27 protein-coding genes, 1 pseudogene and 1 riboswitch are annotated in these 26,510 nt (G+C 61.0%); of the genes and pseudogenes, 7 read left to right on the forward strand and 21 right to left on the reverse strand.

The genetic code is table 11. From position 1 onward, the window contains the following. Window positions 1-182 (reverse strand): annotated as a pseudogene (locus AAC077_RS19335) (2-isopropylmalate synthase); the annotation flags it as partial. A 196-nt stretch (window positions 183-378) separates the two neighbouring features. On the opposite strand from AAC077_RS19335, the gene AAC077_RS19340 reads away from it, so the two are divergent. The 3 genes from AAC077_RS19340 to gltX all read left to right on the forward strand — a co-directional run bounded on the left by AAC077_RS19340 (window position 379) and on the right by gltX (window position 4,409). Then, window positions 379-2,037: an NAD+ synthase gene (locus AAC077_RS19340; protein WP_339773279.1), complete on the forward strand. Its 1,659-nt coding sequence runs from the start codon at window positions 379-381 to the stop codon at window positions 2,035-2,037. Window positions 2,038-2,253: 216 nt separating this feature from the next. Next, the gene (locus AAC077_RS19345; protein WP_339773281.1) at window positions 2,254-2,943 is read left to right on the forward strand and encodes a DUF1236 domain-containing protein; all 690 of its coding nucleotides are present in this window, start codon (window positions 2,254-2,256) and stop codon (window positions 2,941-2,943) included. A gap of 131 nt (window positions 2,944-3,074) precedes the next feature. Next, window positions 3,075-4,409: a glutamate--tRNA ligase gene (gene gltX, locus AAC077_RS19350; RefSeq protein ID WP_339773284.1), complete on the forward strand. Its 1,335-nt coding sequence runs from the start codon at window positions 3,075-3,077 to the stop codon at window positions 4,407-4,409. Between the two features lie 87 nt (window positions 4,410-4,496). On the opposite strand, the gene AAC077_RS19355 is transcribed toward gltX, so the two are convergent. Beyond that, window positions 4,497-5,054: a gamma-glutamylcyclotransferase family protein gene (locus AAC077_RS19355; protein ID WP_339773287.1), complete on the reverse strand. Its 558-nt coding sequence runs from the start codon at window positions 5,052-5,054 to the stop codon at window positions 4,497-4,499. 86 nt (window positions 5,055-5,140) lie between these two features. Beyond that, window positions 5,141-5,230: riboswitch (glycine riboswitch) on the forward strand. A gap of 151 nt (window positions 5,231-5,381) precedes the next feature. On the opposite strand from AAC077_RS19355, the gene gcvT reads away from it, so the two are divergent. The 3 genes from gcvT to gcvP all read left to right on the forward strand — a co-directional run bounded on the left by gcvT (window position 5,382) and on the right by gcvP (window position 9,789). Beyond that, window positions 5,382-6,494, forward strand: coding sequence for a glycine cleavage system aminomethyltransferase GcvT (gcvT, locus tag AAC077_RS19360; protein WP_339773289.1), 1,113 nt, complete (start codon window positions 5,382-5,384; stop codon window positions 6,492-6,494). A gap of 20 nt (window positions 6,495-6,514) precedes the next feature. Beyond that, window positions 6,515-6,874: a glycine cleavage system protein GcvH gene (gcvH, locus tag AAC077_RS19365; RefSeq protein WP_339773291.1), complete on the forward strand. Its 360-nt coding sequence runs from the start codon at window positions 6,515-6,517 to the stop codon at window positions 6,872-6,874. A gap of 65 nt (window positions 6,875-6,939) precedes the next feature. Continuing rightward, on the forward strand, window positions 6,940-9,789 hold the full coding sequence (gene gcvP / locus AAC077_RS19370; protein WP_339773293.1) for an aminomethyl-transferring glycine dehydrogenase: 2,850 nt from the start codon (window positions 6,940-6,942) through the stop codon (window positions 9,787-9,789). Between the two features lie 238 nt (window positions 9,790-10,027). On the opposite strand, the gene AAC077_RS19375 is transcribed toward gcvP, so the two are convergent. Continuing rightward, window positions 10,028-12,556 carry an FtsX-like permease family protein gene (locus AAC077_RS19375; RefSeq protein ID WP_339773295.1) on the reverse strand — a complete coding sequence of 843 codons (2,529 nt, stop codon included), beginning with the start codon at window positions 12,554-12,556 and terminating at the stop codon, window positions 10,028-10,030. After that, window positions 12,553-13,233, reverse strand: coding sequence for an ABC transporter ATP-binding protein (locus AAC077_RS19380; RefSeq protein ID WP_339773297.1), 681 nt, complete (start codon window positions 13,231-13,233; stop codon window positions 12,553-12,555). The genes AAC077_RS19375 and AAC077_RS19380 overlap by 4 nt, the downstream gene beginning before the upstream one ends. 50 nt (window positions 13,234-13,283) lie before the next feature. Between AAC077_RS19380 and AAC077_RS19385 the strand changes: the two genes are divergently transcribed. Then, the gene (locus AAC077_RS19385; RefSeq protein ID WP_339773300.1) at window positions 13,284-13,922 is read left to right on the forward strand and encodes an arylesterase; all 639 of its coding nucleotides are present in this window, start codon (window positions 13,284-13,286) and stop codon (window positions 13,920-13,922) included. Between the two features lie 365 nt (window positions 13,923-14,287). On the opposite strand, the gene AAC077_RS19390 is transcribed toward AAC077_RS19385, so the two are convergent. From AAC077_RS19390 to AAC077_RS19470, 17 genes are all read right to left on the reverse strand, one after another. Then, window positions 14,288-14,494, reverse strand: a complete 207-nt coding sequence (locus AAC077_RS19390) for a cold-shock protein (RefSeq protein ID WP_028955124.1) — start codon at window positions 14,492-14,494, stop codon at window positions 14,288-14,290. A gap of 364 nt (window positions 14,495-14,858) precedes the next feature. After that, the gene (locus AAC077_RS19395) at window positions 14,859-15,932 is read right to left on the reverse strand and encodes a site-specific integrase (RefSeq protein WP_339773304.1); all 1,074 of its coding nucleotides are present in this window, start codon (window positions 15,930-15,932) and stop codon (window positions 14,859-14,861) included. After that, window positions 15,932-16,261 (reverse strand): hypothetical protein, encoded by a 330-nt coding sequence (locus AAC077_RS19400; RefSeq protein ID WP_339773307.1) that lies wholly within the window; start codon window positions 16,259-16,261, stop codon window positions 15,932-15,934. Before AAC077_RS19400 ends, AAC077_RS19395 begins: the two co-directional genes overlap by 1 nt. 227 nt (window positions 16,262-16,488) lie before the next feature. Beyond that, window positions 16,489-16,638 (reverse strand): hypothetical protein, encoded by a 150-nt coding sequence (locus AAC077_RS19405; RefSeq protein ID WP_339773310.1) that lies wholly within the window; start codon window positions 16,636-16,638, stop codon window positions 16,489-16,491. 194 nt (window positions 16,639-16,832) lie between these two features. Next, a complete protein-coding gene (locus AAC077_RS19410; RefSeq protein ID WP_339773313.1) occupies window positions 16,833-17,048 on the reverse strand; it encodes a hypothetical protein in 216 nt (71 codons plus the stop codon). Between the two features lie 409 nt (window positions 17,049-17,457). Then, window positions 17,458-18,108: a hypothetical protein gene (locus AAC077_RS19415; protein WP_339773316.1), complete on the reverse strand. Its 651-nt coding sequence runs from the start codon at window positions 18,106-18,108 to the stop codon at window positions 17,458-17,460. Next, entirely contained in the window at window positions 18,108-18,572 is a 465-nt protein-coding gene (locus tag AAC077_RS19420) for a hypothetical protein (RefSeq protein ID WP_339773319.1), read from the reverse strand. The genes AAC077_RS19415 and AAC077_RS19420 overlap by 1 nt, the downstream gene beginning before the upstream one ends. Window positions 18,573-18,583: 11 nt before the next feature. Continuing rightward, window positions 18,584-18,889 carry a hypothetical protein gene (locus AAC077_RS19425; RefSeq protein ID WP_339773322.1) on the reverse strand — a complete coding sequence of 102 codons (306 nt, stop codon included), beginning with the start codon at window positions 18,887-18,889 and terminating at the stop codon, window positions 18,584-18,586. After that, on the reverse strand, window positions 18,882-19,139 hold the full coding sequence (locus tag AAC077_RS19430) for a hypothetical protein (RefSeq protein ID WP_339773325.1): 258 nt from the start codon (window positions 19,137-19,139) through the stop codon (window positions 18,882-18,884). The genes AAC077_RS19425 and AAC077_RS19430 overlap by 8 nt, the downstream gene beginning before the upstream one ends. 29 nt (window positions 19,140-19,168) lie before the next feature. Further along, window positions 19,169-19,792 carry an antirestriction protein ArdA gene (locus tag AAC077_RS19435; RefSeq protein WP_339773327.1) on the reverse strand — a complete coding sequence of 208 codons (624 nt, stop codon included), beginning with the start codon at window positions 19,790-19,792 and terminating at the stop codon, window positions 19,169-19,171. Window positions 19,793-19,814: 22 nt separating this feature from the next. Further along, complete coding sequence (locus tag AAC077_RS19440; RefSeq protein WP_339773330.1) at window positions 19,815-20,246, reverse strand: hypothetical protein; 432 nt, start codon at window positions 20,244-20,246, stop codon at window positions 19,815-19,817. A gap of 188 nt (window positions 20,247-20,434) precedes the next feature. Next, entirely contained in the window at window positions 20,435-20,785 is a 351-nt protein-coding gene (locus tag AAC077_RS19445; protein ID WP_339773333.1) for a hypothetical protein, read from the reverse strand. A gap of 2,059 nt (window positions 20,786-22,844) precedes the next feature. Then, complete coding sequence (locus AAC077_RS19450) at window positions 22,845-23,027, reverse strand: hypothetical protein (protein ID WP_339773336.1); 183 nt, start codon at window positions 23,025-23,027, stop codon at window positions 22,845-22,847. A 461-nt stretch (window positions 23,028-23,488) separates the two neighbouring features. Next, a complete protein-coding gene (terL, locus tag AAC077_RS19455; RefSeq protein WP_339773339.1) occupies window positions 23,489-25,384 on the reverse strand; it encodes a phage terminase large subunit in 1,896 nt (631 codons plus the stop codon). Between the two features lie 74 nt (window positions 25,385-25,458). Next, window positions 25,459-25,698 (reverse strand): hypothetical protein, encoded by a 240-nt coding sequence (locus AAC077_RS19460; RefSeq protein ID WP_339773343.1) that lies wholly within the window; start codon window positions 25,696-25,698, stop codon window positions 25,459-25,461. A gap of 1 nt (window position 25,699) precedes the next feature. Beyond that, window positions 25,700-26,119, reverse strand: coding sequence for a hypothetical protein (locus tag AAC077_RS19465; protein ID WP_339773345.1), 420 nt, complete (start codon window positions 26,117-26,119; stop codon window positions 25,700-25,702). Window positions 26,120-26,328: 209 nt separating this feature from the next. Beyond that, on the reverse strand, window positions 26,329-26,510 hold a 182-nt coding region (locus AAC077_RS19470; RefSeq protein WP_339773347.1), incomplete at its 5' end, for a hypothetical protein.

The following is a 26,510-nucleotide window of genomic DNA, read 5'->3' on the forward strand; positions in this document are numbered from 1 at the left end:
GCGCCGGTGTATTCATAGCCGTTGGGCAGCCGGTAGGTGCCGGTGCCGTTTTGCAAACCGTTCTTGAACGTGCCCTCGTAGATGCCGCCATCGTCATATTGCTTTGTCAGCACCTTGGCGTCCTGCGCATGGGCGATGGCAGGAAGCAGGGCGAGGCAAAAGATCAGGTTGCGTGTGAACATTTGGCACCTTTGGCGATGAAGGGGCATGCCCCGTGGATCGTTATCAAAGGGTAAAGAAACCGAAAGGGGGTCGCAATGGCTTTGCCGTCATTCAGGGCAACACAAGCGCGTGGTCGCCGCGAATTGCCGGCTGGGGTCTTTCGCGCCGCGCGGCCAGACCGTATAGGGGCAATCAAGCAATTTTCGGAGCGCACACATGGCCGACACTTTTCGCATCACGCTGGGACAGCTGAACCCCACTGTCGGCGACATCGACGGCAACGCCGCCAAGGCGCGCAGCGCATGGGAAGCGGGGCGCGATGCGCAGGCCGATATGGTTGCGCTGCCCGAGCTGTTCATCACCGGCTACAACGCACAAGATCTGATCATGAAGCCCGCGTTTCACACCGCGGCGATCGAAGCGGTCAAGGCGCTGGCGGAGGACTGCGCCGACGGGCCGACGCTGGCCATCGGATGCCCGTGGGTCGAAGGGGCCGAGCTTTACAACGCCTACCTGATCTGTCGCGGCGGGCGTATCGTCAGCCGCGTGCTGAAACATCATTTGCCCAATGAGACCGTCTTTGACGAGGTGCGCGTCTTTGATGCAGGCCCCTTGGGCGGCCCCTACAGCGTGGGCAACGCCCGCGTCGGCAGCCCGATCTGCGAAGACGCCTGGCACGAGGACGTGGCTGAGACCTTGCAAGAGACAGGGGCCGAGTTCCTGCTGGTGCCGAACGGATCGCCCTATTACCGCGACAAGATGGAAACGCGGCTGAACCAGATGGTCGCCCGCGTGGTCGAAACCGGCCTGCCGCTGATCTATCTGAACATGGTCGGCGGTCAGGACGACCAGGTGTTCGACGGCGCGTCCTTTGCGCTGAACCCCGGTGGCAAGCTGGCGATGCGGATGCCTGTGATGTCCGAGGCGATCACCCACGTCGATCTGGAACGCACCCCCGATGGCTGGCGCGTGATCGAGGGCCAGATTGCCCCGCAGCCGGACGCATGGGAGCAGGATTACCACGTGATGGTCGTGGCGCTGCGCGACTACATGGCCAAGACCGGCTTTAAAAAGGTGCTGCTGGGCATGTCGGGCGGCGTGGACAGTGCGCTGGTGGCCACCATTGCCGCCGATGCCATCGGCCCCGAAAACGTGCGCTGCGTGATGCTGCCGTCGGAATACACCAGCTCCGACAGCCTTGAGGACGCCGAGGCCTGCGCCAAGGCGCTGGGCTGTCACTATGACTATGTCCCCATCGCCGAAGGGCGCGCCGCGATCACCAACACGCTGGCCCCGCTGTTTGCGGGCATGGAACCCGGCCTGACCGAGGAAAACATCCAGTCGCGTCTGCGTGGCCTGCTGTTGATGGCGATGAGCAACAAGTTTGGGGAAATGCTGCTGACCACCGGCAACAAATCCGAGGTCGCGGTGGGCTATGCCACGATCTATGGCGACATGGCAGGTGGGTACAATCCGATCAAAGATATGTACAAGACACGGGTGTTCAAAACCTGCGAATGGCGCAACGCCAACCACCGCGACTGGATGATGGGCAACGCGGGCGAAGTGATCCCGACGCGGATCATCACCAAACCCCCCAGCGCCGAACTGCGCGACGACCAGAAAGACAGCGACAGCCTGCCGGATTACCCCGAACTGGACGCGATCCTGGAGATTCTGGTGGATCAGGACGGCAGCATCGCCGATTGCGTCGCCGCAGGCTTTGCCCGCGAAACCGCGCAAAAGGTCGAGCGATTGCTGTTCCTGAGCGAATACAAACGCTTTCAGTCCGCACCGGGCACGCGCCTGACCAAACACGCGTTCTGGCTGGACCGGCGCTATCCCATCGTGAACCGCTGGCGCGATCAAAGCTGAACTTGTTCCCGGCAGCTTTTGGCATTGGTCATTCCTTGCCGAAATCCCACCATGCAGGCGAAACTCTGCGCAGGCTGCCGTAAAAGCGGTGTGAAACCCGCCGCTTAGGCGCATCGCGTCAGGAACCGACCGCGCACTGCGCCGTTGTCCCTCCAGTCAATACGCGGGTCAGATGTGGCACCCATGAAGGGGCCCGACCGCGACAGAGGAACAAACATGAGTATGTCTAAATTCGGTAAGATCGGTGTCGCATCCGTTATCGCACTGACAGCCGCCGCCCCTGCCTTTGCCCAAAGTGCCGAAGCGATTGCGGCAACCGACCTGAACATCCGCAGTGGCCCCGGCCCGCAGTATGAAGTGCTGGGCGTGATCCCCGGCGGTGAATCCGCAGCGGTCGACGGCTGCCTGGCCGAAGCGTCGTGGTGCAAGGTTGTGTTTGATGGCAAGACCGGCTGGTCTTCTTCGGACTATCTGGCTGTTGGCATTGACGAACAAGCGGTCGCCCTCAGCACGCGCCCCGCAACTGTCGAGGTGAACAGCGTGACCTATGAAAACACCGCTGAAACCAAATCTGACCAGACCGCCGGTGCAACCGCAGGCGCGACCATCGGTGCGTTGACTGCATATGCCGTGGGTGGCCCGATCGGCGGCATCATCGCTGGCGGCATTATCGGTGGCGCAGCAGGGTCCGCCGCGGTGGAACCAACGACCGAAACCGTGACCTATGTCACCACCAACCCGGTCGAACCGGTCTATCTGGACGGTGAAGTCGTGGTGGGTGCTGTCGTGCCACAGAACGTGACCACCTACGAAGTGCCCCAAGACGGCCTGCGCTATGCGACCATCAACGGCCAGACCGTTGTGGTGGACACGCAAACCAACGCCATCGTGCAAGTCATTCGCTAAACGCTGACCTGTATTTGCCGAAGGCCCGGACCGCGCGTCCGGGCCTTTTGCGTTTCTAAGCCCGTGTTTTCCGGCTTATCTGGACAAATCCCGCGCCCTGTGACACTTCGGCGCCTAACAGGAGAGCGCCCATGTCCAATCAGATCACCACCCGTTTCGCCCCGTCGCCCACCGGCTATATCCACGTGGGCAACCTGCGCACGGCGCTGATGAACTTTATGATCGCACGACAGTCGGGCGGCACCTTTATCCTGCGCATCGACGACACCGACCCCGAGCGGTCGAAACAGGAATATGTGGACGCCATCAAACACGACCTTGAATGGCTTGGCCTGCACTGGGACCGCGTCGAGCGTCAATCCGAACGTCTGGACCGCTACCAAGAGGCCGCCGACAAGCTGCGCGCGGCGGGCCGGTTCTACGAGGCATTCGAGACGCCCACCGAACTGGACCTGAAGCGCAAGAAACAGTTGAACATGGGCAAACCGCCGGTCTACGACCGCGCCGCACTGGCGCTCAGCGATGCCGAACGCGACGCCTTGCGCGCCGAGCGGGGGAATGGCGTGTGGCGGTTCAAACTGGACCAGGAGCGGATCGAATGGACCGATGGCATTCTGGGCGACATCTCGATTGATGCGGCCAGCGTGTCCGACCCGGTGCTGATCCGGGGCGACGGGCAAATGCTGTATACGCTGGCCTCGGTTGTGGATGACGTCGAGATGGGCGTGACCAACGTGGTGCGCGGGTCGGACCACGTGACCAACACCGCGACGCAGATCCAGATCATCAAGGCGCTGGGCGGCACGCCGCCCGCCTTTGCCCACCATTCGCTGCTGACCGGCCCGCAGGGCGAGGCGCTGTCGAAACGTCTGGGCACCCTGTCCCTGCGCGACCTGCGCGCGGCGGGTGTGCAGCCGATGGCGCTGTTGTCGCTGATGGCGCGGCTGGGGTCGTCCGATCCGGTTGAGCTGCGCACCGACATGGGCGCGCTGATCGACGGCTTTGACATCAACCGCTTTGGCTCGGCCCCGACCAAGTTCGACGAAGCGGACCTGTACCCGCTGACCGGCCGCTATTTACAGACGCTGGCGCTGGAAGACGTGCGCGCGGACATCGAGGCACTGGGCGTGCCTGCGGACCTGTCTTCGGCGTTCTGGGCCGTGACCCGCGAAAACATCAACACGCTGAACGATCTGGAAGCGTGGTGGGTGATGTTCCGCGACGGGGCGGAGCCCGAGATTGACGCGGAAGACGCGGATTTTGTGGCCGAAGCCATGACATTGCTGCCCGAGGGTCCGTTTGACGAAACCACATGGGGTACATGGACCGCGGCCGTGAAAGAGGCCACAGGGCGCAAGGGGCGCGGGCTGTTCATGCCGTTGCGCAAGGCGCTGACAGGGCAAAGCCACGGGCCGGACATGTCCGCCGTGATGCCGTTGTTGCAGGTGGTCAAAGCCCGCAAGTAGGGCGTTTGGGGCCAGCCGACCCTCCGGGGGGGAGTTTTCGGGCAAGATGAAGATCAGGGGCTGCGCGCGGGCGCGGCCCTTTTGCGTTCAGAGGTCGGCCTTGGCGCGGGCGACGTGGTGGTCGACCAATGCCATTTCGGACGTGCTTAGGACCTGCGCGCGCGGGTAAAGCGGTTTGGCGCGGTCATCCAGAATGGGCGTGTCCCAGCCCGAGGTTGTGGCGAAAAAGTCGGCCACGCCCTCTTCTCCGAACTCGGTCAGAAACCCTTGGACGACAACATCCAGATAGCTTTGCAGGATGTGGTGCTGTCCCTCGCGGCGCATATCGGTGGGGTCTATGGCATAGACCGCGATCGAATCGACATCCGTCGCGGCATGGCTGACCGCATCGGTGGCATCGCGGCGGCGGTAGCCGGTCTCGCGGGTGTCCAGTGCCACCCAGTCTGCATTTGGCACGGCGGCAATCAGCCCCGAGATTCGCGCCGCAGGGTCGGCCACTGCTGTCAGAAACACCAGATCGTCCCGTTCGCGGGCGCGCACCCATGCGCGCCGCCAGCCGGACAGGGTTGCGGTTTGCGCTTGCGGATAGGCGTGCGTGGCGCGGTTGACGAGGCTGCCGTAGCCAAAAAAGTATGGTGCTTTCATGGGCACTGGTGTCATTCGCTGCGCCCGCAGTGTCAAGATGCAGCATCGGCTATTGACTGTAACCGACGCTCTTGGCTAGGTATCCGACATCCGTCATGGGAGAACCGGCCTGAAGCGCCGGTGCCGAAGGAGCAACCGCCCCGGAAACTCTCAGGCAACAGGACCGTGACGGAATTGAGGACTCTGGAGAGTGGTGCCACGCGCACCCGCCGAAGGGATAACGATCTCAGGCGACAGGACAGAGGGGGCATCGCAGGCGCAGCCGTTGGGGCGCGTCGTATGATGCCGGCCTGTTTTCAAAAACGGACCCGGTCGAAGGAGAGACCGATGTCTGACGATCTGCGCACGCCGCTTTATGATCTGCACGTGGAACTGGGTGCCAAGATGGTGCCGTTCGCGGGCTACGCCATGCCGGTGCAATATCCGATGGGCGTGATGGGCGAACACAATCACACACGCGACGCGGCCGGTCTGTTCGACGTCAGCCACATGGGGCAGGTGATCCTGTCCGGTGCGTCGTGGGACGCAGTGGCGCAGGCGTTCGAGACGCTGGTGCCGCAGGATGTGGTGGGCCTGGGCGACGGGCGGCAACGCTACGGTTTTTTCACCAATGACGCGGGCGGGATCGAGGACGATCTGATGTTTGCCCGCCGGGGCGACGATCTTCTGGTGGTGGTGAATGCCGCCTGCAAGGGCGCCGACATCGCACGGATGAACGCCGCCCTGGCGCCATCGGTGACCGTCACCGAACTGGCCGACCGCGCGCTGGTCGCGGTGCAGGGGCCGGGGGCCGAGGCGGCTGTCGCGGCGCTGGACGCGCGTGCGGCGGACATGCGGTTTATGGACGTTGCCGACCTGACATTGGACGGCGTTTCGGTCTGGGCGTCACGCTCGGGCTACACCGGCGAGGATGGCTACGAAATTTCGGTGCCCGCGGCGGAGGCCGAGGCGCTGGTGCGCACGCTGCTGGCACAGGACGGCGTCGCGCCCATCGGCCTTGGCGCGCGGGATTCGCTGCGGCTTGAGGCGGGCTTGTGCCTGTATGGCCACGACATCGACACCACCACAACACCCGCCGAAGCTGCATTGATGTGGGCCGTCCAGAAGGTGCGCCGCCCTGACGGTGACCGCGCAGGCGGCTTTCCCGGCGCTGACAAGGCGTTGACCGCACCTGCCCGCAAGCGCGTTGGCCTGCTGCCCGAAGGGCGCGCCCCGATGCGCGAAGGCGTGGCCATCTACGACAGCGAAACCGCGACCGACCCCGTGGGTCATGTCACCAGCGGCGGCTTTGGCCCCTCGGTCGGTGGACCTGTGGCAATGGGCTATGTCAATGTCGCACAAGCCAGCACCGGCACCCCCCTGTGGGGCGAGGTGCGCGGCAAACGAATGCCGGTGCAAGTGGCCGCGATGCCCTTTGTTCCTGCCAACTTCAAAAGATAACCCATCAGGAGACGACCCCAATGAAATTCACAGAAGAACACGAGTGGCTGCGCGACGAAGACGGCGAAATGGTGGTGGGCATCACCATCCACGCCGCCGAACAACTGGGCGACGTGGTGTTCGTTGAACTGCCCGAGGTTGGCACCACCGTCAGCAAGGACGACGAGATCGTCGTGATCGAATCCGTCAAGGCGGCGTCCGACATCCTGGCCCCCGTCGACGGCGAGATCACGGAAGTGAACGAGACGCTGGTCGACAACCCCGGCAAGGTCAACGACGACCCCCAGGGCGAAGCCTGGTTCTTCAAGATGACCGTCAGCGATCCGTCTCAGCTGGACGAGCTGATGGACGAAGCCGCCTATCAGAAATTCATCGCCTGATACCCTACCGGCTGCCCGCCTCAGGGCAGTCGCATGACCGTAACACCAACGCAGGGGACGTACGCATGTCGTTCACGCCGACCGAATATTTGCCATATGATTTCGCCAACCGCCGCCACATCGGCCCATCGCCGCAAGAGATGGCCGATATGCTGGACGTGGTCGGCGCGCGCGATCTGGACGCGCTGATCGACGACACGCTGCCCAAAGGCATCCGGCAAAAGGAACCGCTGGATTTCGGCAAGGCGAAATCGGAACGCGAACTGCTGCACCACATGGCCGAGGTCGCAGGCAAGAACCGCGTGCTGACCAGCCTGATCGGGCAGGGCTACTATGGCACAGTCACGCCCCCCGCGATCCAGCGGAACATTCTGGAAAACCCCGCGTGGTACACGGCCTATACGCCCTACCAGCCCGAGATTTCCCAAGGGCGTCTTGAGGCGCTGCTGAACTTCCAGACCATGATCAGCGATCTGACAGGGCTTGAGGTGGCGAACGCGTCGCTGCTGGACGAATCCACCGCCTGCGCTGAAGCGATGACAATGGCACAGCGCGTGTCCAAGTCGAAAGCGCGCGGGTTCTTCATCGACCGCGACTGCCACCCGCAGAACATCGCGGTGATGAAAACCCGGGCGGCGCCGCTGGGCATCAAGGTGATCGTCGGCAAGCCCGAGGATCTGGACCCCGAGGCCGTCTTTGGCGCGATCTTCCAGTATCCCGGCACCTACGGTCACGTGCGCGATTTCACCGCGCAGATGGACGCGCTGCACGGGTCCAAGGCCATCGGCATCGTCAGCGCCGATCCCCTGTCGCTGACCATCCTGAAAGAACCCGGTGCCATGGGCGCAGACATTGCCGTCGGCAGCACCCAGCGGTTTGGCGTGCCCGTGGGCTATGGCGGCCCGCACGCCGCCTATATGGCCTGCCGCGACGAGATGAAGCGCGCCATGCCGGGCCGGATCGTGGGCGTCAGCATCGACAGCCACGGGAACCGCGCTTACCGGCTTTCGCTGCAAACCCGCGAGCAACACATCCGCCGCGAGAAAGCCACGTCGAACGTCTGCACCGCGCAGGCGCTGCTGGCGGTGATGGCGTCGATGTATGCCGTGTTCCACGGGCCGCAGGGGCTAAAGGCCATCGCCCAACGCATCCACCGCAAAACCGTGCGCATGGCGCGCGGGCTGGAAGCGGCTGGTTTTGCCGTCGATCCCAAGGTCTATTTCGACACGGTGACGGTCGATGTTGGCCCGCTGCAATCGGCGGTGATGAAATCGGCGGTGGACGAGGGCATCAACCTGCGCCGCGTCGGTGAAACCCGCGTCGGCATCAGCCTGGACGAACGCACCCGCCCCGCAGACATCGAAGCGGTCTGGCGCGCCTTTGGTCTGGACGCCAAGGACAGCGATTATGCGCCTGAATACCGCGTGCCCGACGATCTGGTGCGCACGTCCGATTACCTGACGCACCCGATCTTCCACATGAACCGGGCCGAAACGGAAATGATGCGCTATATGCGCCGCCTGGCCGACCGCGATCTGGCGCTGGACCGCGCGATGATCCCGCTGGGCTCCTGCACGATGAAACTGAACTCGGCCGCCGAGATGATGCCGGTGACATGGGAAGAGTTTTCGCTGCTGCACCCGTTTGTGCCAGCCGATCAGGCGGCGGGCTATGCCGAGATGATCGCCGACCTCAGCGCCAAGCTGTGCCAGATCACCGGCTATGACGCGATCTCGATGCAGCCCAACTCGGGCGCACAGGGGGAATATGCGGGCCTGCTGACGATTGCCGCCTATCACCGCGAGAACGGTCAGGGGCACCGCAACATCTGCCTGATCCCGATGAGCGCCCACGGCACCAACCCTGCCAGCGCCCAGATGGTCGGCTGGAAGGTCGTGCCGATCAAATCGGCGGCGAACGGCGACATTGATCTGGACGACTTCCGCGCCAAGGCCGAACAGCACGCCGACAACCTTGCGGGCTGCATGATCACCTATCCCTCGACCCACGGCGTGTTCGAGGAAACGGTGACCGAAGTCACAGCCATCACGCACAAACATGGTGGTCAGGTCTATATCGACGGGGCCAACATGAACGCGATGGTCGGCCTGTCGCGTCCCGGCGATCTGGGCGGTGACGTTAGTCACCTGAACCTGCACAAGACGTTTTGCATCCCGCACGGCGGCGGTGGCCCCGGCATGGGCCCGATCGGCGTCAAAAGCCACCTGATCCCCCACCTGCCGGGCCATCCGTCGACAGGCGGCACCGAGGGTCCGGTCAGCGCCGCGCCTTTCGGCTCGCCGTCGCTGTTGCCGATCAGCTGGGCCTATTGCCTGATGATGGGCGGTGACGGCCTGACCCAGGCGACGCGGGTTGCGATCCTGAACGCCAACTACATCGCCAAACGTCTCGAAGGGGCGTTCGACGTCCTGTACAAAGGCCCGTCGGGTCGCGTGGCGCATGAATGTATCCTGGACGTGCGTCCCTTTGACGACGCCGCGGGCGTGACGGTCGAGGACATCGCCAAACGTCTGGTCGACTGCGGGTTCCATGCGCCGACCATGAGCTGGCCGGTGGCAGGCACGCTGATGGTCGAGCCGACGGAAAGCGAAACCAAGGCCGAACTGGACCGTTTCTGCGATGCGATGCTGGCGATCCGCGCCGAGATTGACGACATCGCCGAGGGCCGCATTGACGCGGCCAACAACCCGCTGAAGAACGCACCGCACACGATGGAAGATCTGGTGCGCGATTGGGACCGTCCCTACAGCCGCGAACAGGGGTGTTTCCCGCCGGGTGCGTTCCGCGTGGACAAATACTGGCCCCCGGTGAACCGCGTCGACAACGTGCACGGCGACCGCAACCTGATCTGCACCTGCCCGCCGATGGAAACCTACGCCGAAGCCGCGGAATAGGGGGCTTTGCCCCCGGCCCGTTCGGGCCTCCCCCAGGATATTTGGGGCCAAAAGAATGACGGCCAAAAGAAAGACGGGAGGTGTTGAGATCAACGCCCCCCGTCCGAAACTGTAAATCGTTTCTTCTGGCACGGCCATCGGCGTCCCCGCCTGTGCCGTGCCCGATACTCACCTGGAAATGGTTAATAACTCATGTCTTCTTTTGGCAGGAAATATCCCCGCCGGAGGCACAAAAGTTCTATTCCCGCGCCCGCAGCACATGGGCGGGCCGCGCAGCAAGCGGCCCCCAGGCAAAGGCAAGCCCCGCCACCAGCGTGGCCAGGATGCCGCCCGCGATGATCGCCAGCGCCGAAGGCCAGATCACCTGATACCCCGTCTCCATCACGAACCGCGATACCGCCCAGCCGCCCGCGATACCTGCCCCCAGTGCCACCAGCCCGGCGGCAAGACCCAACAGGGCGGCGCGCAGGGCAAAGCTGATCAGGATGCGTCTGCGCGAAGCCCCCAGCGTTTTCAGCACCGCAGCCTCGTAGGTGCGCGACTGGGTGCCCGCCGAGGCCGCGCCGATCAGCACAAGGAAACCGGTCAGCAGCGTGGCGGCCGCGCCGTAAGAGCTGGCGGCGGCGATGCCCGCCAGCACTTCGGCCACGCGGTCGATGGCGTCGCGGACGCGGATCGCGGTGATGTTGGGATAGGCGCTGCCCAGATCGCGCAGGATCGCCGCTTCGGCTTCGGGTTCGGCGTAGACCGTCGAGATATAGCTGTGCGGTGCGCCCGACAGGGCGGCGGGGTTCATCGTCATGACAAAGCCGATGCCCGCGTTGGAAAAATCCACCTCGCGGAACGACGCGATGGTGCCGGTGATCTCGCGGCCCAGCACGTTGATGGTCATGGTGTCGCCCAGCTTCAGGCCCATTTCCCCGGCTTCTTCGGTGGCAAAGCTGATCAGGGGCGGGCCTGCATAGTCGGGCGCCCACCATTCGCCAGCGGTCAGCGTGGTGCGGTCCGGCAGGTCGGTGGCATAGGTCACGCCACGGTCGCCGCGAGTGACCCAGTGGTCGCCTGCAACCTCGCGCGCTGGGCGGTCATTGATGCGGGTGATGACGCCGCGCAGCATCGGTGCGCTGTCGACGCGGCGCACGGCGGGGTCGTTCTTCAGCCGTTCGTTGAAGCCGTCCATCTGGTCCTTCTGGATGTCGACAAAGAAATACGACGGCGCGACCTCGGGCAGGTTGCCCGCGATGGCATTGCGCAGGTTGCCGTCGATCTGGCCCACGGCGGCCAGCACCGACAGGCCCAGCCCCAACGACAACACGGTCGAGGTCGCCCCTTCGCGCGGGCCGGAAATCGCCGCCAGCGCCCACCGCAACGCAGGCCGCCCCTGCGCCATGCGCGCGCCGCGCCGCGAGGTCCAGCGGATCACCCATGCCGACAGCGCCAGCAGCACCAGCGCCCCCGCGATGCCGCCCGCCATCCACAATGTCAGCCGCCATGTCCCCGAAAACAGCCCCGCCAGCCCCACCAGCAACACCAGCCCCGCGCCCACCGCCACGACATAGCGGGCTTTCGGCAGCAGGGCCGTGCTGCCAAGCGCATCACGGAACAGGGTCGCGGCGCGCACGTCTTCGGCACGGGCCAGCGGCCACAGGGTAAAGATGAACGCCGTCAGCAGCCCGTAGATGCCTGCCTCGACCAGCGGGCGGGGATAGACCGCAATGCTGGCCGGGATCGGCAGGCGCGCTTCGATCAGCGGGGCCAGAAGCAGCGGCGCGACCGCCCCCAGCACAAGGCCGATGAAGATGCCCAGCAGCGACAGCGCACCGATCTGGATGAAATAGGTTTGGAAAATCGTCGACCGCTCGGCCCCCAGCGTGCGCAGGGTGGCGATCACGCTGGTTTTCTCGGCCAGATAGGCGCGCACGGCTGCTGATACGCCAACACCGCCTACGGCCAGGCCGGACAGGCCGACCAGCACCAGAAAGGCCCCCAGCCGCTCAACAAACCGCGCCACACCCGGTGCGCCGTTGCGCGAGTCGCGCCAGCGCATGCCGGCGTCACCGAACCTGGCCTCGGCGGCCTGCTCCAGCGCGTCCAGATCGGCGGTGGCGGGCAGGGTCAGACGGTATTTGGTGTTGAACAGCGTGCCGGTTTCCAGCAGCCCCGAATTGGCCAGTGCCTGTGTGCGCACAATCGTGCGCGGCCCCAGGCCAAAGCCTGCACCGGCGCTGTCCGGCTCACGCGTCAGCAGGGCGCTCAGGCGGAAATCCTGCGTGCCCAGCCGCAGCGTGTCGCCCGTGGTCAGGCCCAGCCGGTCGGCCAGCACCTGTTCCATAATCGCACCGGGCAAACCGTCCTGGTCCCCCAATGCCTGCGCCAGCGGCATGTCAGGCGACAGCCCGACGCTGCCGATCAGCGGATAGGCATCATCGACGCCTTTGACCTGTGTCAGCCCGCGCTCGGAGGTGCCGTCGCGGTCCACCACGGCCATCGAGCGGAAATCGACAACTTGCGAAACATTCTGCGCAATTTGCGCCATCCACGCGCGTTCGTCCTCGGTGGCAAAGCGATAGGTGAAATCCATCTCGGCCTGACCGCCCAGCAGGGCTGCGCCCTCGCGGGTCAGCCCCGCCTCGATGGCGGAGCGGACAGAACCGACGGCGGCGATGGCGGCCACGCCAAGCGCAAGGCAGGCCAGGAAAATGCGAAAGCCGTGCAAGCCGCCGCGTAGCTCGCGACGGGCCAGACGGGCAGCGATACGCAGGCTCATGCGGCGGCCTGTGCGATGCGACCATCCACCAGCCGCACCACGCGGTCACAGCGTTCGGCCAGCGCGTTCGAATGGGTCACCAGCACCAGCGTCGCCCCGTGCCGGTCGCGCAGGTCGAACAGCATGTCCATGATCGCGTCGCCGTTGGCCAGATCCAGATTGCCCGTAGGCTCGTCCGCCAGCAGGATACGCGGCCGCGTCACCGACGCGCGCGCCAGCGCCACCCGCTGTTGTTCGCCCCCCGACATTTGCGACGGATAGTGACCGCTGCGATGGGCCAGGCCGACGGTAGCCAGCTCCGCCTCGGCCCGGGCAAAGGCGTCTTTGACACCGGCCAGTTCCAGCGGCGTGGCCACATTTTCCAGCGCGGTCATGGTGGGGATCAGGTGGAACGACTGGAACACCACGCCCATGTTGTCGCGGCGAAAGCGGGCAAGGGCATCTTCGCCCATCTGCGTCAGATCGTTGCCCAGTGCCATCACCGACCCGCCGGTGGCGCGTTCCAGCCCGCCCATCAGCATCAGCAGCGACGACTTGCCCGACCCCGACGGACCCACCAGCCCCACGGTTTCGCCCGCGTCGATGTTCAGGCTGATACCGTGCAGAATTTCGATGCGTCCGGCATTGCCATCCAGCGCCAATGTCGCATTTTCAAGGGTCAGGACTGGATTGGACATGCATACGTACCTTTATAGGGGGTACGCTTGGATATGGAGGCTGGATCACGATGCGCAAGGCAATAGTCGGAATTCTTACGGTTTTGTCAGGACCGGCTTGGGCCGACCCGGTGGTGATCGCGGCGCTGGGTGACAGTCTGACCCAAGGGTACGGGCTGCCACAAGAGGACGGATTCGTGCCGCAACTGGAAAGCTGGCTGCGCGAACAGGGTGCCGATGTGCAGGTTATGAACGCGGGCGTGTCGGGGGATACCACCGCCGGTGGCCTGTCGCGCGCGGCGTGGACGCTGACGCCGGACGTGGACGCGATGATCGTCACGCTGGGCGGCAATGACCTGCTGCGCGGCATAGATCCGGCCAACAGCCGCGCCAATCTGGACGGTATCTTGCAAGCGGCGGCCGACGCCGATGTCAAAGTGCTTTTGGTGGGGATGCAGGCACCGGGCAACTACGGGCCCGAATACAAGGCATCCTTTGATGCGATGTACCCCGAACTGGCCGAGCAATACGGCACGCTGTACGCCTCCAGCTTTTTCGAAGGCATGGGCGGCGCGGATACTGATCCGGCGGCGGTGCGCGGGTTGATGCAGGCGGACGGGATTCACCCGAATGCGGAGGGTGTTCAAAAGGTTGTGGAAGGGCTGGGGCCCCAGGTGCTGAAGCTGATCGGGCAAGTGCCGTCGGGCTGATTGGCACAGCGGTCGCACGCGCGGGCCGCAGTGACCCTGCCACACAAGGGCAGCGCCCGCCCATGGGGCGGTCGGGCGCTGCCCGGCGGTGCTAAAGCACCTTGATTCCGGGCTTTGGTGGTTGGCAGCAAAGTCCCGCACAGCAGACCTTGCCCCAAGCCGTGCCCAAGGACCGCTTTAGGTCAGAAGAGCGTGATGTTTCGATTAGCATTGCGGGGCGCCACCTCGTGGCCAGTTTCAGAAAACCAGCACCGTTCAGTCAAAGATGCGCCAAGTTCGACAGTCGGCGCGACACGAATCGCCGGTCGCACAAACAAAAACGGACGCCGAAGCGCCCGTTTCATCTATCATATCAACAAAAAGACTTATGCCAGTGCGATGTTGATCGCGCTTTCGCGGTTGTCGCGGCCATTTTCGATGTCGAAAGTGACTTTTTGGTTGTCGGCCAGACCGGTCAGGCCCGAACGCTCAACAGCCGAAATGTGCACGAACACATCTTTGCTGCCGCCATCGGGTGCGATAAAGCCGTAGCCTTTTGTTGTGTTGAACCATTTGACGGTGCCAGTAGCCATCGTCGTACTCCTTTTAATAACTGCCCACGGAATGCGGCAGGTCGGCAAAGTCTAGACAGATCGAGAGACTGAGCCCGAAAGAGGAGCAGTGTGGTCGATAGGTGTAACGTCGCAGTACGTATATGCGCATGGTCGGTCTCAAAATCAAGAGAAATCCGACTCTGGGCTGATATGGGCGTTTCCACGCCGAGGGACTGCGATGCACTATTTTTGTGCGTCGGTCTGGGAATGTCCATCCCCCGACAGTCATTTTTATTTTTTACCAATTGATGAGAGGACCTGATCCCCTTATTCCATTGGTAAATCTCAGGAGGGTTTGGTGCATCCTTACACCGTGGTGCAGTGTTTTGCACCAGAAGGCTATCTATTTGATAACACTCAATTTAGGGGAGGGGGAACCTTCGAGGACCTCCAGCGCCTTGAACATGTTGTCAGGGACAAAGTGAGCGTACCGCATGGTGGTCTTGATGTTCTCGTGACCCGCTAGAACCTGGACAGTCCGCAGATCAACCCCACCACTCACCAGACGGGTTGCGAAGGTGTGGCGGCAGATGTGCAAGGTCCACTCTCTGTTGTGTTCCTGACCAAGGTGCCGCTTCATGGCCTGCCACTTATTGAACGCAAGCTGGTAATAGATACCGTGGAAGGGATCGTTCGCGGCCACCTTCGAGCGGCTCTCCCCAGTGAACCCAGCGGCCAGCAGGCGGCGGCGGAAGATAGCCTTGCAACGGTCGGTCAAAGGGACCCTCCGAGGTGACGCAGACTTAGACTTCCAGATCGTGGCGGTGCCGTTCTTCAGGTCGATGAAGCGGGCGGGCAAGGGCAGTGCCTCGGCGGCGACCCTCATGCCTGTGTCGATGAGAACAGTCACCAGATCGTGCATGTCCTGATCACCGATGTGGTCGAAGTATTTGAGGATCATCTCCTCCTCTTCTCGGGTGAGGAAGCGGGGTTCTTTCTGCTTCTGCTTGAAGCGCGGCTTCTCAGGGATGTCCTTGACCATGCCGCCCATCTTACGAGCGTGGCGCATGATCGTGCAGAGGATCACGAGGTCTCCATTGATGGTGGAGGGGACCATATGACGGTCACGGCGCATCGCTGCGGAGTAATTGATGAAGTCCTTCGCGGTGAACTCATCAAGGGTCTTCTCGGTGCCAAAGAACTTGATGAAGTTTTCGATGCGGTTGGTGTACTGGAGGACCGTCTTCTCCGCATAGTCACCGGGGAGGAGGTGACCTTCAACGTAACTTTTGAGGGCTTGCAGTGGGGTCCAGTTCTCACTGCGAGACTTGTCTTCGAGGCCGTGCCGGATGTTGTGAGCGAGTTGCATGGCAGCTTCGAGGGTATCTGCCGTTCCGGTCTTCCTTTCTCCGTCCACCATGATGGAGACCCGATACTTAGAACCCCGTAGGGTGATGCCTTTTGGGAGCTTTGCCATTATCTCAGAACTTCCTCTATCTGTTTGATGATCGCCCGCCCCTTAGGGGACAGGCACGCGATGCGTACACGCCGATCTTCTGGGCTAATAGTTTGCTGCACGAGCCCAAGACCCATCTTCTTCGAGGTCCGCTGCCAGTGGGCATCCCCGAGGTAGGTTAGGGCGCGGTTGAGAGCCGACGAGGAGAGGTCTACCCGTTGAAGCAAGTCCCGCACCTCGATAGGTTCCCCGTCCGCCAAAGTGAAGAATGTCACAAGAACAGACATGGGAAGCTCGGGGTCCAGCCGCCGGAGGATTTCGATGGCTGGTATCATTTTCGAGGCGATCATTTGTTGGTTCCCTGAGCTCAATGGTAGCGAGGAAACAGAATACTCGGAAAGAGTATGACCGCCAACGGGTTGTGTGGGTGAATTGCCAAGAGACACGTTTTTCTCCTTCTAATAGGCGCTGAAATTGGATTGTAAAAAGTGGTAACCGCATGTCGTTTCTCTCTCTAAGATACCGTTTCTTATTTTACCACCGAGGAGCCCCCTCGTCGGCGGTCTCTTGTTTTCCCCTAAGAAAGAGTTGACCCCTCAATCTTCGAGAGGATCATTTTCAGGGCGTGGGCGACTATGCCAACACCCCAAAGGAGGCCCGCAACAGCCAGCATAAAAAGCATAATCATGCCAAAATTGTTAAGCAGTGCATAAATCACTTGGATCATTTTGGACTACTCCATTTTCCAGTTGCGCCCGTTAGTGGGAATACACCACATGCGGGAAATATCCACCTGTATTAGCAACTGAGTTGAGGGACAGGCAACCTCCCCTTGGGGAAGCCTGACCTAAAAATATGTGTCTTTCTGTCACATCCCATCACGGAGGGGGGTATGTACCTCTTGGATGACCAGTTTGGTCATCATAAGGGAACCTCGACTTTCAGGTCGGAGGAGGACATGTACTGTCGGGCGAGGCGATCAACGGGGGACACCTGTTGGGTCTCCCACTGGGTCACCATGTTCTGCAACAGGATGTCCTCACGGTCGCGGGTGAAGTCAGAGTGGGCGCAGGCTTTGGCCAGATCGCGGAGGACCTCGTATTCTTCACGGGTAAGCTTGATCGTGCTGGTGTTCATCTCAGGTTCCTTTCAAGGTTCGTTTGGGGTTCTCAGGGAGGCGACCTCCCCAGTCATCACAAGGGTCATCCGTTTGGGTCCCCCTCATCACCAGAACCTCCGCCACATTAGGGGGTAGGCCACTGCGGCAAGGATGATTGACACGGCGACCGTGAAGGCGATGGTTTCGAGGTTACCTGCGAGGTAGGAGATGAAGGTCATGACTGTACTCCTTACGGGTGAATGAAGCGGGCGGAGGGGATAACCAACGCTCCGGTATTGTCTTGAAGCTGGCCCCCTTCGCGGACGAGGTAGAGCCATCCTGCGGTGAACGCGGGGTTACCCATGCTGCACTTGCAGCGGACGACTGCGCCCGCAGGGAGACCCATATCGTCAAGGTAGAAGCTGCGTTTCGGGCGAGGGTATCCGGTCATGCGACTGCACCCCATTGCTCGGCCATCGCCCGTGCCATGCCGGGGAAGAAACGGCTACGTTCAGTGGCGCGGTCGGCACCTGGACTTGCGAAGTGAACGCTGTTGCGGGCTGTTGAGCCGTCGAGCTTGCCCGTGGGTTTCAGCTTAGGGAGACCCTTGCACCAGAACCCTGTCCGCTTCTTCTCGTTGTCGGGGCTGTCCTCGGCTTCTGCGAAGTGCCACGGCTGGACGTAGAAGGGTTCCACGTCGCCAAAGTTGATGCGCTCCTTGGCGTACTTGTGCATCACGGGGTTCTCAACTGCGACCAAGGGGATATGGCTGTTGAGGCAGGCATCGAACAACGCCGCACCCTCTTCCAGTTCACGCCACATGTCTTCGAGGGTGCGATTGGGTGGGGGGACCTTGAGCCACCGGACGCCGCTGTTACACAGGCGGGTGCAGGGCGGGTGCATCACTGCCAGCATGTCCCACTTGCCGTAGATCAGTTCGTTGGCGGGATCGATCACGTTCAGGATGTCGTCAATGATGTGACGATTGCTCCCACGCTCGTCCGGTTTGAGGTCACAGGACCAAGCCTCGTGGCCCAGCGCCTCGAAGGCGTCCCGCACGGTGCCGCTGCACTCGCAGCCGATCAGGATACGGGCCATCAGGCGCTCCTTTCATTGAAGAGTTCAAGTGCTGTGCACAGGTCGTGGGCGTCCTTGCCCCACCACCATCCGTCGCCCGATAGGGGTGACCATGTAGCAACACACCAGCGATAGCCGTGGAGGATCGGACTGGAACCGCTCATACGGTCGATCAGGACAACGTAGGTATCGTTGCCAGACATGTTCTTACGGGGGGCGGCTTGGACCACAGTGTGTCCGTTTAGGGTCCTCGGGGGGTGCGGGTGGTCGGGCTCCTCCCATTCTTCATTACTCGGATCGGTGCCGTCCTCTTCGCTCATATCCACGTCGAGGTCCTCGGCAATCCACGCCATCGCATCGCAGACCTCTTGCCACTGCTCATCGTGAGGTCCGTTTTCGTCCTCGGAGATGCAATCCTCGCGGGCCATTGCGAGAACCTCCCAGATTGCGTCGAGTTGGGCGCGGGTGTTGCTGCGGGTGACCATGCGGGTTCTCCTTAGAGAAAGTTGAGGGTTTCGGCGTCGATGGCCACGATCCGGCCATCATCCAGTTCAAAGACCCAGCCGATCATGTCAGGGCGACCAAAGAGGTTCTTCGAGGCATGTTCGAGGGTGTTCAGGTGGTCCCGCAGGACCGAAGGACCCCAATCAACGATGCGGTTGGGCAGGAGGTAGTAAGGCCGCACTGCGGGGTTATCCGTGAGGTATTGGGCGACCTCTTCGGGTGTGTCGTGGCCGATATTCTCGACCGAATAGGTGTAGATGGCGGTAACCCAATGGTCACCATAGCGAACGTCACTCATGTGGGTTCTCCGCCTTTGCCAGCGCCTCGTTGTGACCATCGAAGCGGGCGGCAAGGTTCCACGCCATCATTGCGGCGGTGGTGGCCATAGCACGCTCCGACGCGCTCAGGCGGTCCAGCCAAGCGGTCAATTCGGCCCAGCTTTTCGGTTGGTGGGCGAAGCCTGAGGCGACGATATTTGCCCGTTTCCCCTCCATTTCGGGGAGCAGGGCGCGGGGGTGGCTCATGTCGATTGTACGAACGTCACTCATTGGTGGTTCCTTTCCAGATGTGGGATGGATCAGGCGTGGAAAACCATCACGCCCTTGGCGGTGTCGATTGTGGTCATGTCCATTTTCAGGTCACGGGCGTAGCTGTCATAGTCGAAGTAGTTGGTCAGGAACTCCGGCACCTTGCCCTCATGGCAGGCCATCATTTCATCCGCACTCTCTTCGGCATAGTCGCGGAAGCTCTCGTAGGTCCCGCAATAGCGGTCCTCTCCCATCTCCTTTGCGGCCTCCAGATCGCCGTTGTTCTCCTCGACCAGCGCCTTGACCTCATCCTCATCAAAGCCGTCCAGCGCCTCGGTCAACTCCACATAGTCCGCGATGGCTTGCAGGCCAGGGTATTCCCCAAGGTTGGGCAGGTCGTCATAGTCATGGATGGCCCACTCTTCGGCACTGGGGACCTCTCCGGTTCCCTTGCAGGTGGGGCAGGTCTCGGGGGGCTGTACCCCGCTTGCGTGGACCCGTACGCCAGTGCCTTCACACTCTGGGCAGTCCACTTCCACGTTCGGAAACTTGGAAGCCCGCAGGATTGCATCCACCTCCTCTTGCATCTCGTCCACATCACTGGAGGCATCGACCCATTTGCCGTGCAGAACCCCATTGTTATAGCTTGCCAGACAGGCGACATAAATTCTCATGGTTCTTTCCTCTCAGGTTCCTTTAGGCCGCAATCAGACGGGCCAGCACAGCCTTTGCACTGTCCAGCGCCTCATCCAGCAATTCGTTAGCGGTTTCGGTGAAGTAGGAGTTATCCAGCCCCCCATCTTTTCGGGGGAAATTGCCTTCAATACCCCAGAGGGAAGCCGCATGGTCATCCAGTTCGACCCCCTCCTTTGCTACGGACAGGACAACCCCGAAGTAATGCCACTCGTCATTGTCCCATGCAGCAATGATAGCCGCGCTCTCCTCCCCGTGGTCAGGGTCCGAGGTGTCGAAGCAGCAGCCATCCGCGTCATATTCCCGTGGGGAACTATCGGGGTCATATTCAAGCCGTGCAGTGACCACAAAGCCATCCACCTCCGCAGTGATGCTGTCATCAGCGCACACGTAGCCACCGCCATCCCCGAAGGAGCTTGTAAAACGGTTGTCCATTGTCGTGATCCTTTCGAGTATCCGTTAAGGTAACCAGTGAGGTGACCCCGCAAGGTCACCCTTCAAACCACCCTTTAGCTGTCAGTTCGGCGTGGGCGCTCTCATACGCCCGCACAAATTCATCCTCTGTGGCTATCGGCCCGACCCTCTCGCAGGCCAAGAGCCGCACAAGGTTGTGGCGTAGGTCATCAGGCATAGATCAGCCCATCATCGCCCATATAGGTGTCAAAGGTGCCGTAAGACTTGGACAGGTCGTCCAACACCTCGGCGTAGGGTGTATGATCCCAGTCACCATCCCAGAAGCCCGACCCGTGACCATTGCGGGTCAGCCAAAAGTCGTGCCCTGCCTGTTCAGGTGTCATGTCGGTCACAGCCACGTAGGACCAGACCCGTGCCCAGAAGGAATGACAGTCAGCGCGTAGTCGGTCCTCGGTCGCGGGTGACAGTTCGGCGTCAATGGGCCATTGATCCTCTTCCCCTGTGTCGGTGAAGTGGAGAGCCTCAATGCAGGCGGCGGTGAACTCATCCAGTCCGGTCATGGCAGGGTCACCCCGTACTTGGCCTCAATGGCTTTCAGGGCGTCTTGCAGGGTTTCGGGACGTTCTTTCATTGGTGGTTCCTTTCCACTTGTGAGAGTTTATGAAGGTGGCCCATGCCTATCCGGTAGGGTCACCCGCTAAATCCTCAATTGATGGTCACAGTTGCCAGCCAGTCCCCAGCAGGCCCGATGTAGTGGCTTGCAGAGTTACCCCAGCAGGCGGCGTAGACCCGACGCCATCGGCCTTCCCATTGGATCATATAACCCGTGGGTATCCGTGAACCGTATCCCGTCACCGTCTGCCCAGAGCGGGGCGCGGCGGTTTCTTTCAAGGGGACCTCTACGGTCTGGCAGGGTTCCCCGAAGGTGGCCCGACCGAATTGCAGATATGCCTTGCGTTCCATTCCTAATCCTTTCCACTTGTGAGAGTTTATCCAGACAACCCCGAAGGTCACCCCTAGGGTTGCCCGTTAAAGTCTCATTCGCACCCTTCATCCTTTCCAGTCCTGCCCTAGCCTGTCGCGGCCCGTGGCGTTCCTAGTCCGGTGGTGCTGGCATTATCGGGTGACCCCTAGCCGTGGACTTGTTCACAATGTCAAAGAGCGTTCGGCCCGTAAGCCTCATAGTGCGTTCCCATCGCCGGACCTCTTGCACATCGCCGTGCGTTCCGTGGCCCTTAGGGTCTGCCCCGTACCGTCCCGAAGCTGCCTAGTGTGTGGCTGTCTGCGTCGTTTCGATGAGTGTTTGTCCCATATGTGGAAAGGAACCACAAGTGAAAAAAACAGGTAAATCGGAACTTATTTTGAAAAGGTAACAGTTTCAGTAACTTAGGTAGTAACTTTTCTGGTCTGGTGCAAGGTTTCTGGTGCAAATTGAGGGGGAAAGGGTGACCTAGGCGGTGCTGAACAGGTGATTTGTAAGGGTGATTTGCAAGGGTGATTTGCAGTCCCGTCCTAGGCGGTTTGCCCGTGGCGGTGACCTAGGCGGTGACCTGTCGGGTGACCTAGGCGGTGACCTGTCGGGTGACCTAGGCGGTGACCAGGGAATAGGTCCGCTTCGGTCCTATTAGGGTGACCTGCTCGGCGTGGGTTGGAAAGGGTCCGCTTCGGTCCTATTTGGGTGACTTGTGAGGTGACCTTTAATTGAACGGGTGTTCATTAATGAAACAGATAGGAGACATGAAGATAGGTAAACAATGCTGACCTATTGCAAGAGATAGGCGCGGGTGACCTTGCGGGTGCCCTAGGCGGTGCAGCCGTGGGTCATCAAACGGGTTATTTGATAAACACCCCCATGCCCTATGGGTTTTTTGGGGGGTTGGTGCAAAGTCTGGTGAAAAACCCCCCTAGGTAGGTAATAGATACGCGGGCGGGTGCCTGCGCGGGCGCGTGGGCGGGGGTACGGGGGGAGACTGGGCGCTCGGCTCTACCGAAGAAGGGGTTTCAGAAACGCGACCCAAAAATAGTCCGGGTCTCACTCACCGCGTAGGAAGTGAGGACCCCAAGGACTGCGGCATAGCCTAACTGACCCCGAACCAGCATGGTCAATGTGGCTAGGATCAGGATTATGGATGTGATGATCAGTGCTGATCTAAGGAGTATGGATGTCATGGGTTACCTCTTACATGAGCGAACAAGGAACCTCAATCACTCCTATAAGGTATCCCCTGAGGTCCCATTTAAGGCTTTACTTGGGTATTGAAGGTATGTGTTCATACATACCGAGATACCCAAGAGGTCCCATCACGGTTCCCCTTGAGCTCATCAATCATCCAAGTTCATTCAAGAAGAATGAGGCAAGCAGGGAACCTCTACAGTTACCCTATAAGTAACCTTAGGAGCGTCCCCTCTATAGGTGCAACCTAATTGCTTCGTTTTGCTGTCAAGCACAAAATAGCCCCCAAGGAACCTTTTTGGAACCTTGAGGGCAGGGGTCTAGCGGCTGATTGCCCATCCGAGGAAGAGCATGAAGAAGAGGAAGGCGAGGGCACCCAACAAGGGAACCCCCGCCACGATGATCAGCAGGGCGAAGAGGATTTCGAGAGTGGTCATTCGGTATCCTCAGAAGACAGAGGCGAGGCATACATCCGCCACAGCTTCATAGTCGTCCTCTGGGCCTCTCCCCTCGGCGTTACAGGGGATGATCAGCTCCACCGGGGACCCATCCTCCATGAGCACCGGGACGTTATCCACGCCCTCGCTACGGGCTCTTAGGAGGCAAGCGATCAGGTCGTCAATGTTCATGTGGATGATCCTCGTCCTGGGTGACCTCAACGGAGACCACTTTGGTATACTTCGCGCCACAGACGCAGGTGATCTTCGGCTCCCCGAAGTAGCGGAACTTGATGATCCGCTGGCAGAAGTTGCAGGTGAATTTCACGGCTTCTGTTTCTTTCTTGTTCGTTTCCTCTGCGCTGGGCCCCCTAGGAGCTCCCACACGGCACCTTTCACAATCTCAGGGTAGTCGCGGTTATCCCCGAGAAGGAACGTACCAGCGTGCAGCATATCCAGCGTGAGGAAGTGTTTGTGTCGATGATCAATCTCCCCCCAATGGCTCAGGAGGAACTTTGCAAGCCACTCCCAAGCGCCATCAGTAAGGAAGGCATCATCCAACTCATAATAAGCATAGGCAGCGCACAGGTAGAGGGGAACCGCTGTGTTCGGTTTCGCCTCCACCCTTCGCTTCAGGACTGTATCCGAGAGCATCACTTACGCCCCAGCCAGTTACCTTTACGGTTACCTCCGGGGACGCCCCCAAGGAACGCTGCAAGGCCCGCCTTGGCGAGGTCCAGCATGTTGGTGACTTCCTGTTGCAGCATCTCTTCACGGCGCTCATCGACCGCCTCAGCGGCGATAGTCCCCATCTGGTCCACCCAGTAGGCCACGGCCATCGCAACGGCATCCAAACGGTCGTCATGGACGATAGCGCCCCGATCCTTGGTGATCCGTGTAAGCTGATAGAAGAGCTGGTACTTGAGCTGGTCCTCAGGGGGTAGGCTGGACGTGGACTTGAAGTCGTACTCGACCACGCCCCGATCCACGATAAGGCGGTGCTGGTTCATCACAGGCTCAAGCGTGTCGATGATCCGCTGTTCTTTCTGGGTGTTGTGCCGCACTTCCTCAATGGCCACCTGATAGCCGATCTTTTTGAGGAAGGGCTTGAAGAGCTCGGTGAACATGCCGTCCCCGAAGTTGCTTTCGATCAGGATGAGGTTGACCTTCTGATCCTTGGCGGTCTGCGCCAGCGCCGTCAGGTTCTCCTCCGAATAGCCGCCCATGACCCCACCCATCTCTGTGAGGTAGAGGAGGGAGTTCAGGTTCTTGACCACGGCCCAGCTCGTTTCGTCTTTACCGCGACCCGAGGGGTCAATCGACATCACCGCTCCGGTGTAAGGCAACCAGTCCCCTTCGATACGTTGGGGACGATGGAAGGCATCACCCGCGAAGCCTACCGCAGGCAGCTCCAGCTTGTTCTCAGGGGCTCGGGACCAAATGACGTTCTGCGGTGCCTTGTCCGCATCACAGTCGATCACTGAGAGGTCAGAGAGCCGCAGGGGGTACTTCTCAGCGTCACTCAGGGAGGTGTCCAGCATGAATTGCAGGGCGAAGCCTGAGCGGCCATAGGAGAGCTCACGCTCTGCTAGGTCGAAGTCGGAGAACCGCTGAGGGTCCGTGGTGGTGCCAACTTCGGCACCCTTGCCCATCAGCTTGAGAATGAACTTGGCGATCTTCTCGCCATAGCTACGGAGGCGCTTCTCGTCCGGGAACCGTGCGGGCCAGATGAAGGTACGATACCCACGGGTGGCCAGAGCGTTGTAGATAGACATCTCGGTCTGGGGGGTCCCGAGGTACGCAATGCGCCCACCCGGCTTCAGGATGGCGTCAAATTCCTTAACGCTCTCCGAGAGCTTGTCTCTCATGCCCTGGGTGGCGGAGTTGTTCTGCACTTCGATGTCATCGGGGACAATGATGTCCGCACGGGACCCCGCAAGCTGCCCGTTGATGCCCAGCGATTTGACCGAAGGGGCATGGGACGCTTTGGCAGGCGCGACATCGAAGGCCACAGCCGATTGGCGCTGGTGGCGGTCTGGGATCAGGTGCGCCAAGAAGGGCACTTCCTTGATCAGTCGAAGGGTGAAGGTCGTAAACTCGTCCGCACGCATTTTCGAGGCGGAGATAACGAGTACGTTGAGCTGCGGGTTCATGTAGAGGAGCCACAGGACGAACGCGGAGGTAACCCACGACTTGCCCACACCCCGGAACGCCTGAATGATGATACGGACGCCCACCTCGTCGTTACCATAGGCCATCTTTTGGAGGACGTTCGCCATGTCATACTGGACACGGGTGGGCTGTGGGAGATTGAGGTGCTTCCAGATCAGGTAGAGGAACCGCCGGAAGTCGGCCAGCGGGTCCACAGTGGTGTCATGGAGGGGTTTCTTGGGTTCCCCCTCAGGAAGAGCCGCATTTTCTTCCCTGATCTTCGCGTTCAGCGCCTCGTACTTGGGCACAAGGGCTAGGGATACGAGCTTCCCTGTGCTGGTCCGGCCCTTGAACAGGGGTTCCGGCCTGTTGGTTTTGATTTCGGTTGTTTCTGTCATGTTTCTTCCACGCGAAACGCAAAAAGGGCCCCCGAAGGGACCCTTTCTGGCTCAGTTTGAGGTGGAGGAGGGGGCTAACCCCCCAGTGCGACCACGTTGTCGTCATCATCGAAGGTCGGAAGGTCGCTCATGCGATCATCCAGCTCTCCGAGAGGCGTCCCTTTGGCCGGAACGCTCGTGGTGTTGTTGTCCTTCAGGAATTGCCGCGCCACAGAGAGGTCAGCGGATGTAGCCGTCCCCTTTTTGATGCGTTCAAGCAAGTCCTCAGCAAGTTGTACGTGGATGCTGTTCAGCAGCTCTTGCAGGTCAGCCATTTCAGGTTCCTTTCTTGGTGGAGGTGAACCCGATCTTCTCGAAGATACCCGTGCGGATACCGAACGAGGCGCTGATAGAGGCCGCAATCGCCCACATGTACCACTCAGGGACGCTGTGCAGGGCTTGGAAGCCTTCGATCACCCACTCGCGGGTTGTAGGCCAGAATACGAAAGGGATGGGAAGAGCGATCAGGAGGGTCCAGAACTCGTCCTTCCAGCTTGATGCGGCGTTCTCAGCCTGCACCCGCTCCCAGTCAGCGATGGATTGGGCGTTGGTGACCAGCACGGTCGCCTCTGCCTTCGCCTTTGCGGTTGCCACGAGGATGCGGCCATCCGCCTCTACCCGTTTGAGCTCAAGGAATTTCCCGCCCATCTCTTTTACTACGGCCAACAGGGGGCCGATGATTGGAATAGCACTCATGTCTATTTTCCTTAGGGGTTAATCGTTGCTGGTGATGTGGGAGGGGTCACGCAAGTACCGGATAAGTCGTATGGTATCATAGACCAAACGGACCAGCATGACCGCCGCCCCCAGTGCAAACATGACGTTCGCTTGGGAGAGCATCCCTACACCCGCAACAAAGTAGCTCGTCACCGAACTTTGGAAGTTGTCGAAGTGGTGTAGCATCCTTACGCGAACCGTGGCCCGTTGGACGCGATCTGATCAGCAATCCATGCCTCGTGATCTTCCACCGTGTAGGTAGCAGGATCGACCTGCTGAACTTCAACACGGCGGTGAACCACGTTTGCCGCCCCAGTCAGCCCACCCGACCCGCCAAGGCTAGGAATAGTACTTCCACCACCGTCAGCCG

Origin of the sequence: uncultured Pseudosulfitobacter sp., assembly GCF_963976325.1 — a bacterium.
GTDB lineage: Bacteria > Pseudomonadota > Alphaproteobacteria > Rhodobacterales > Rhodobacteraceae > Pseudosulfitobacter.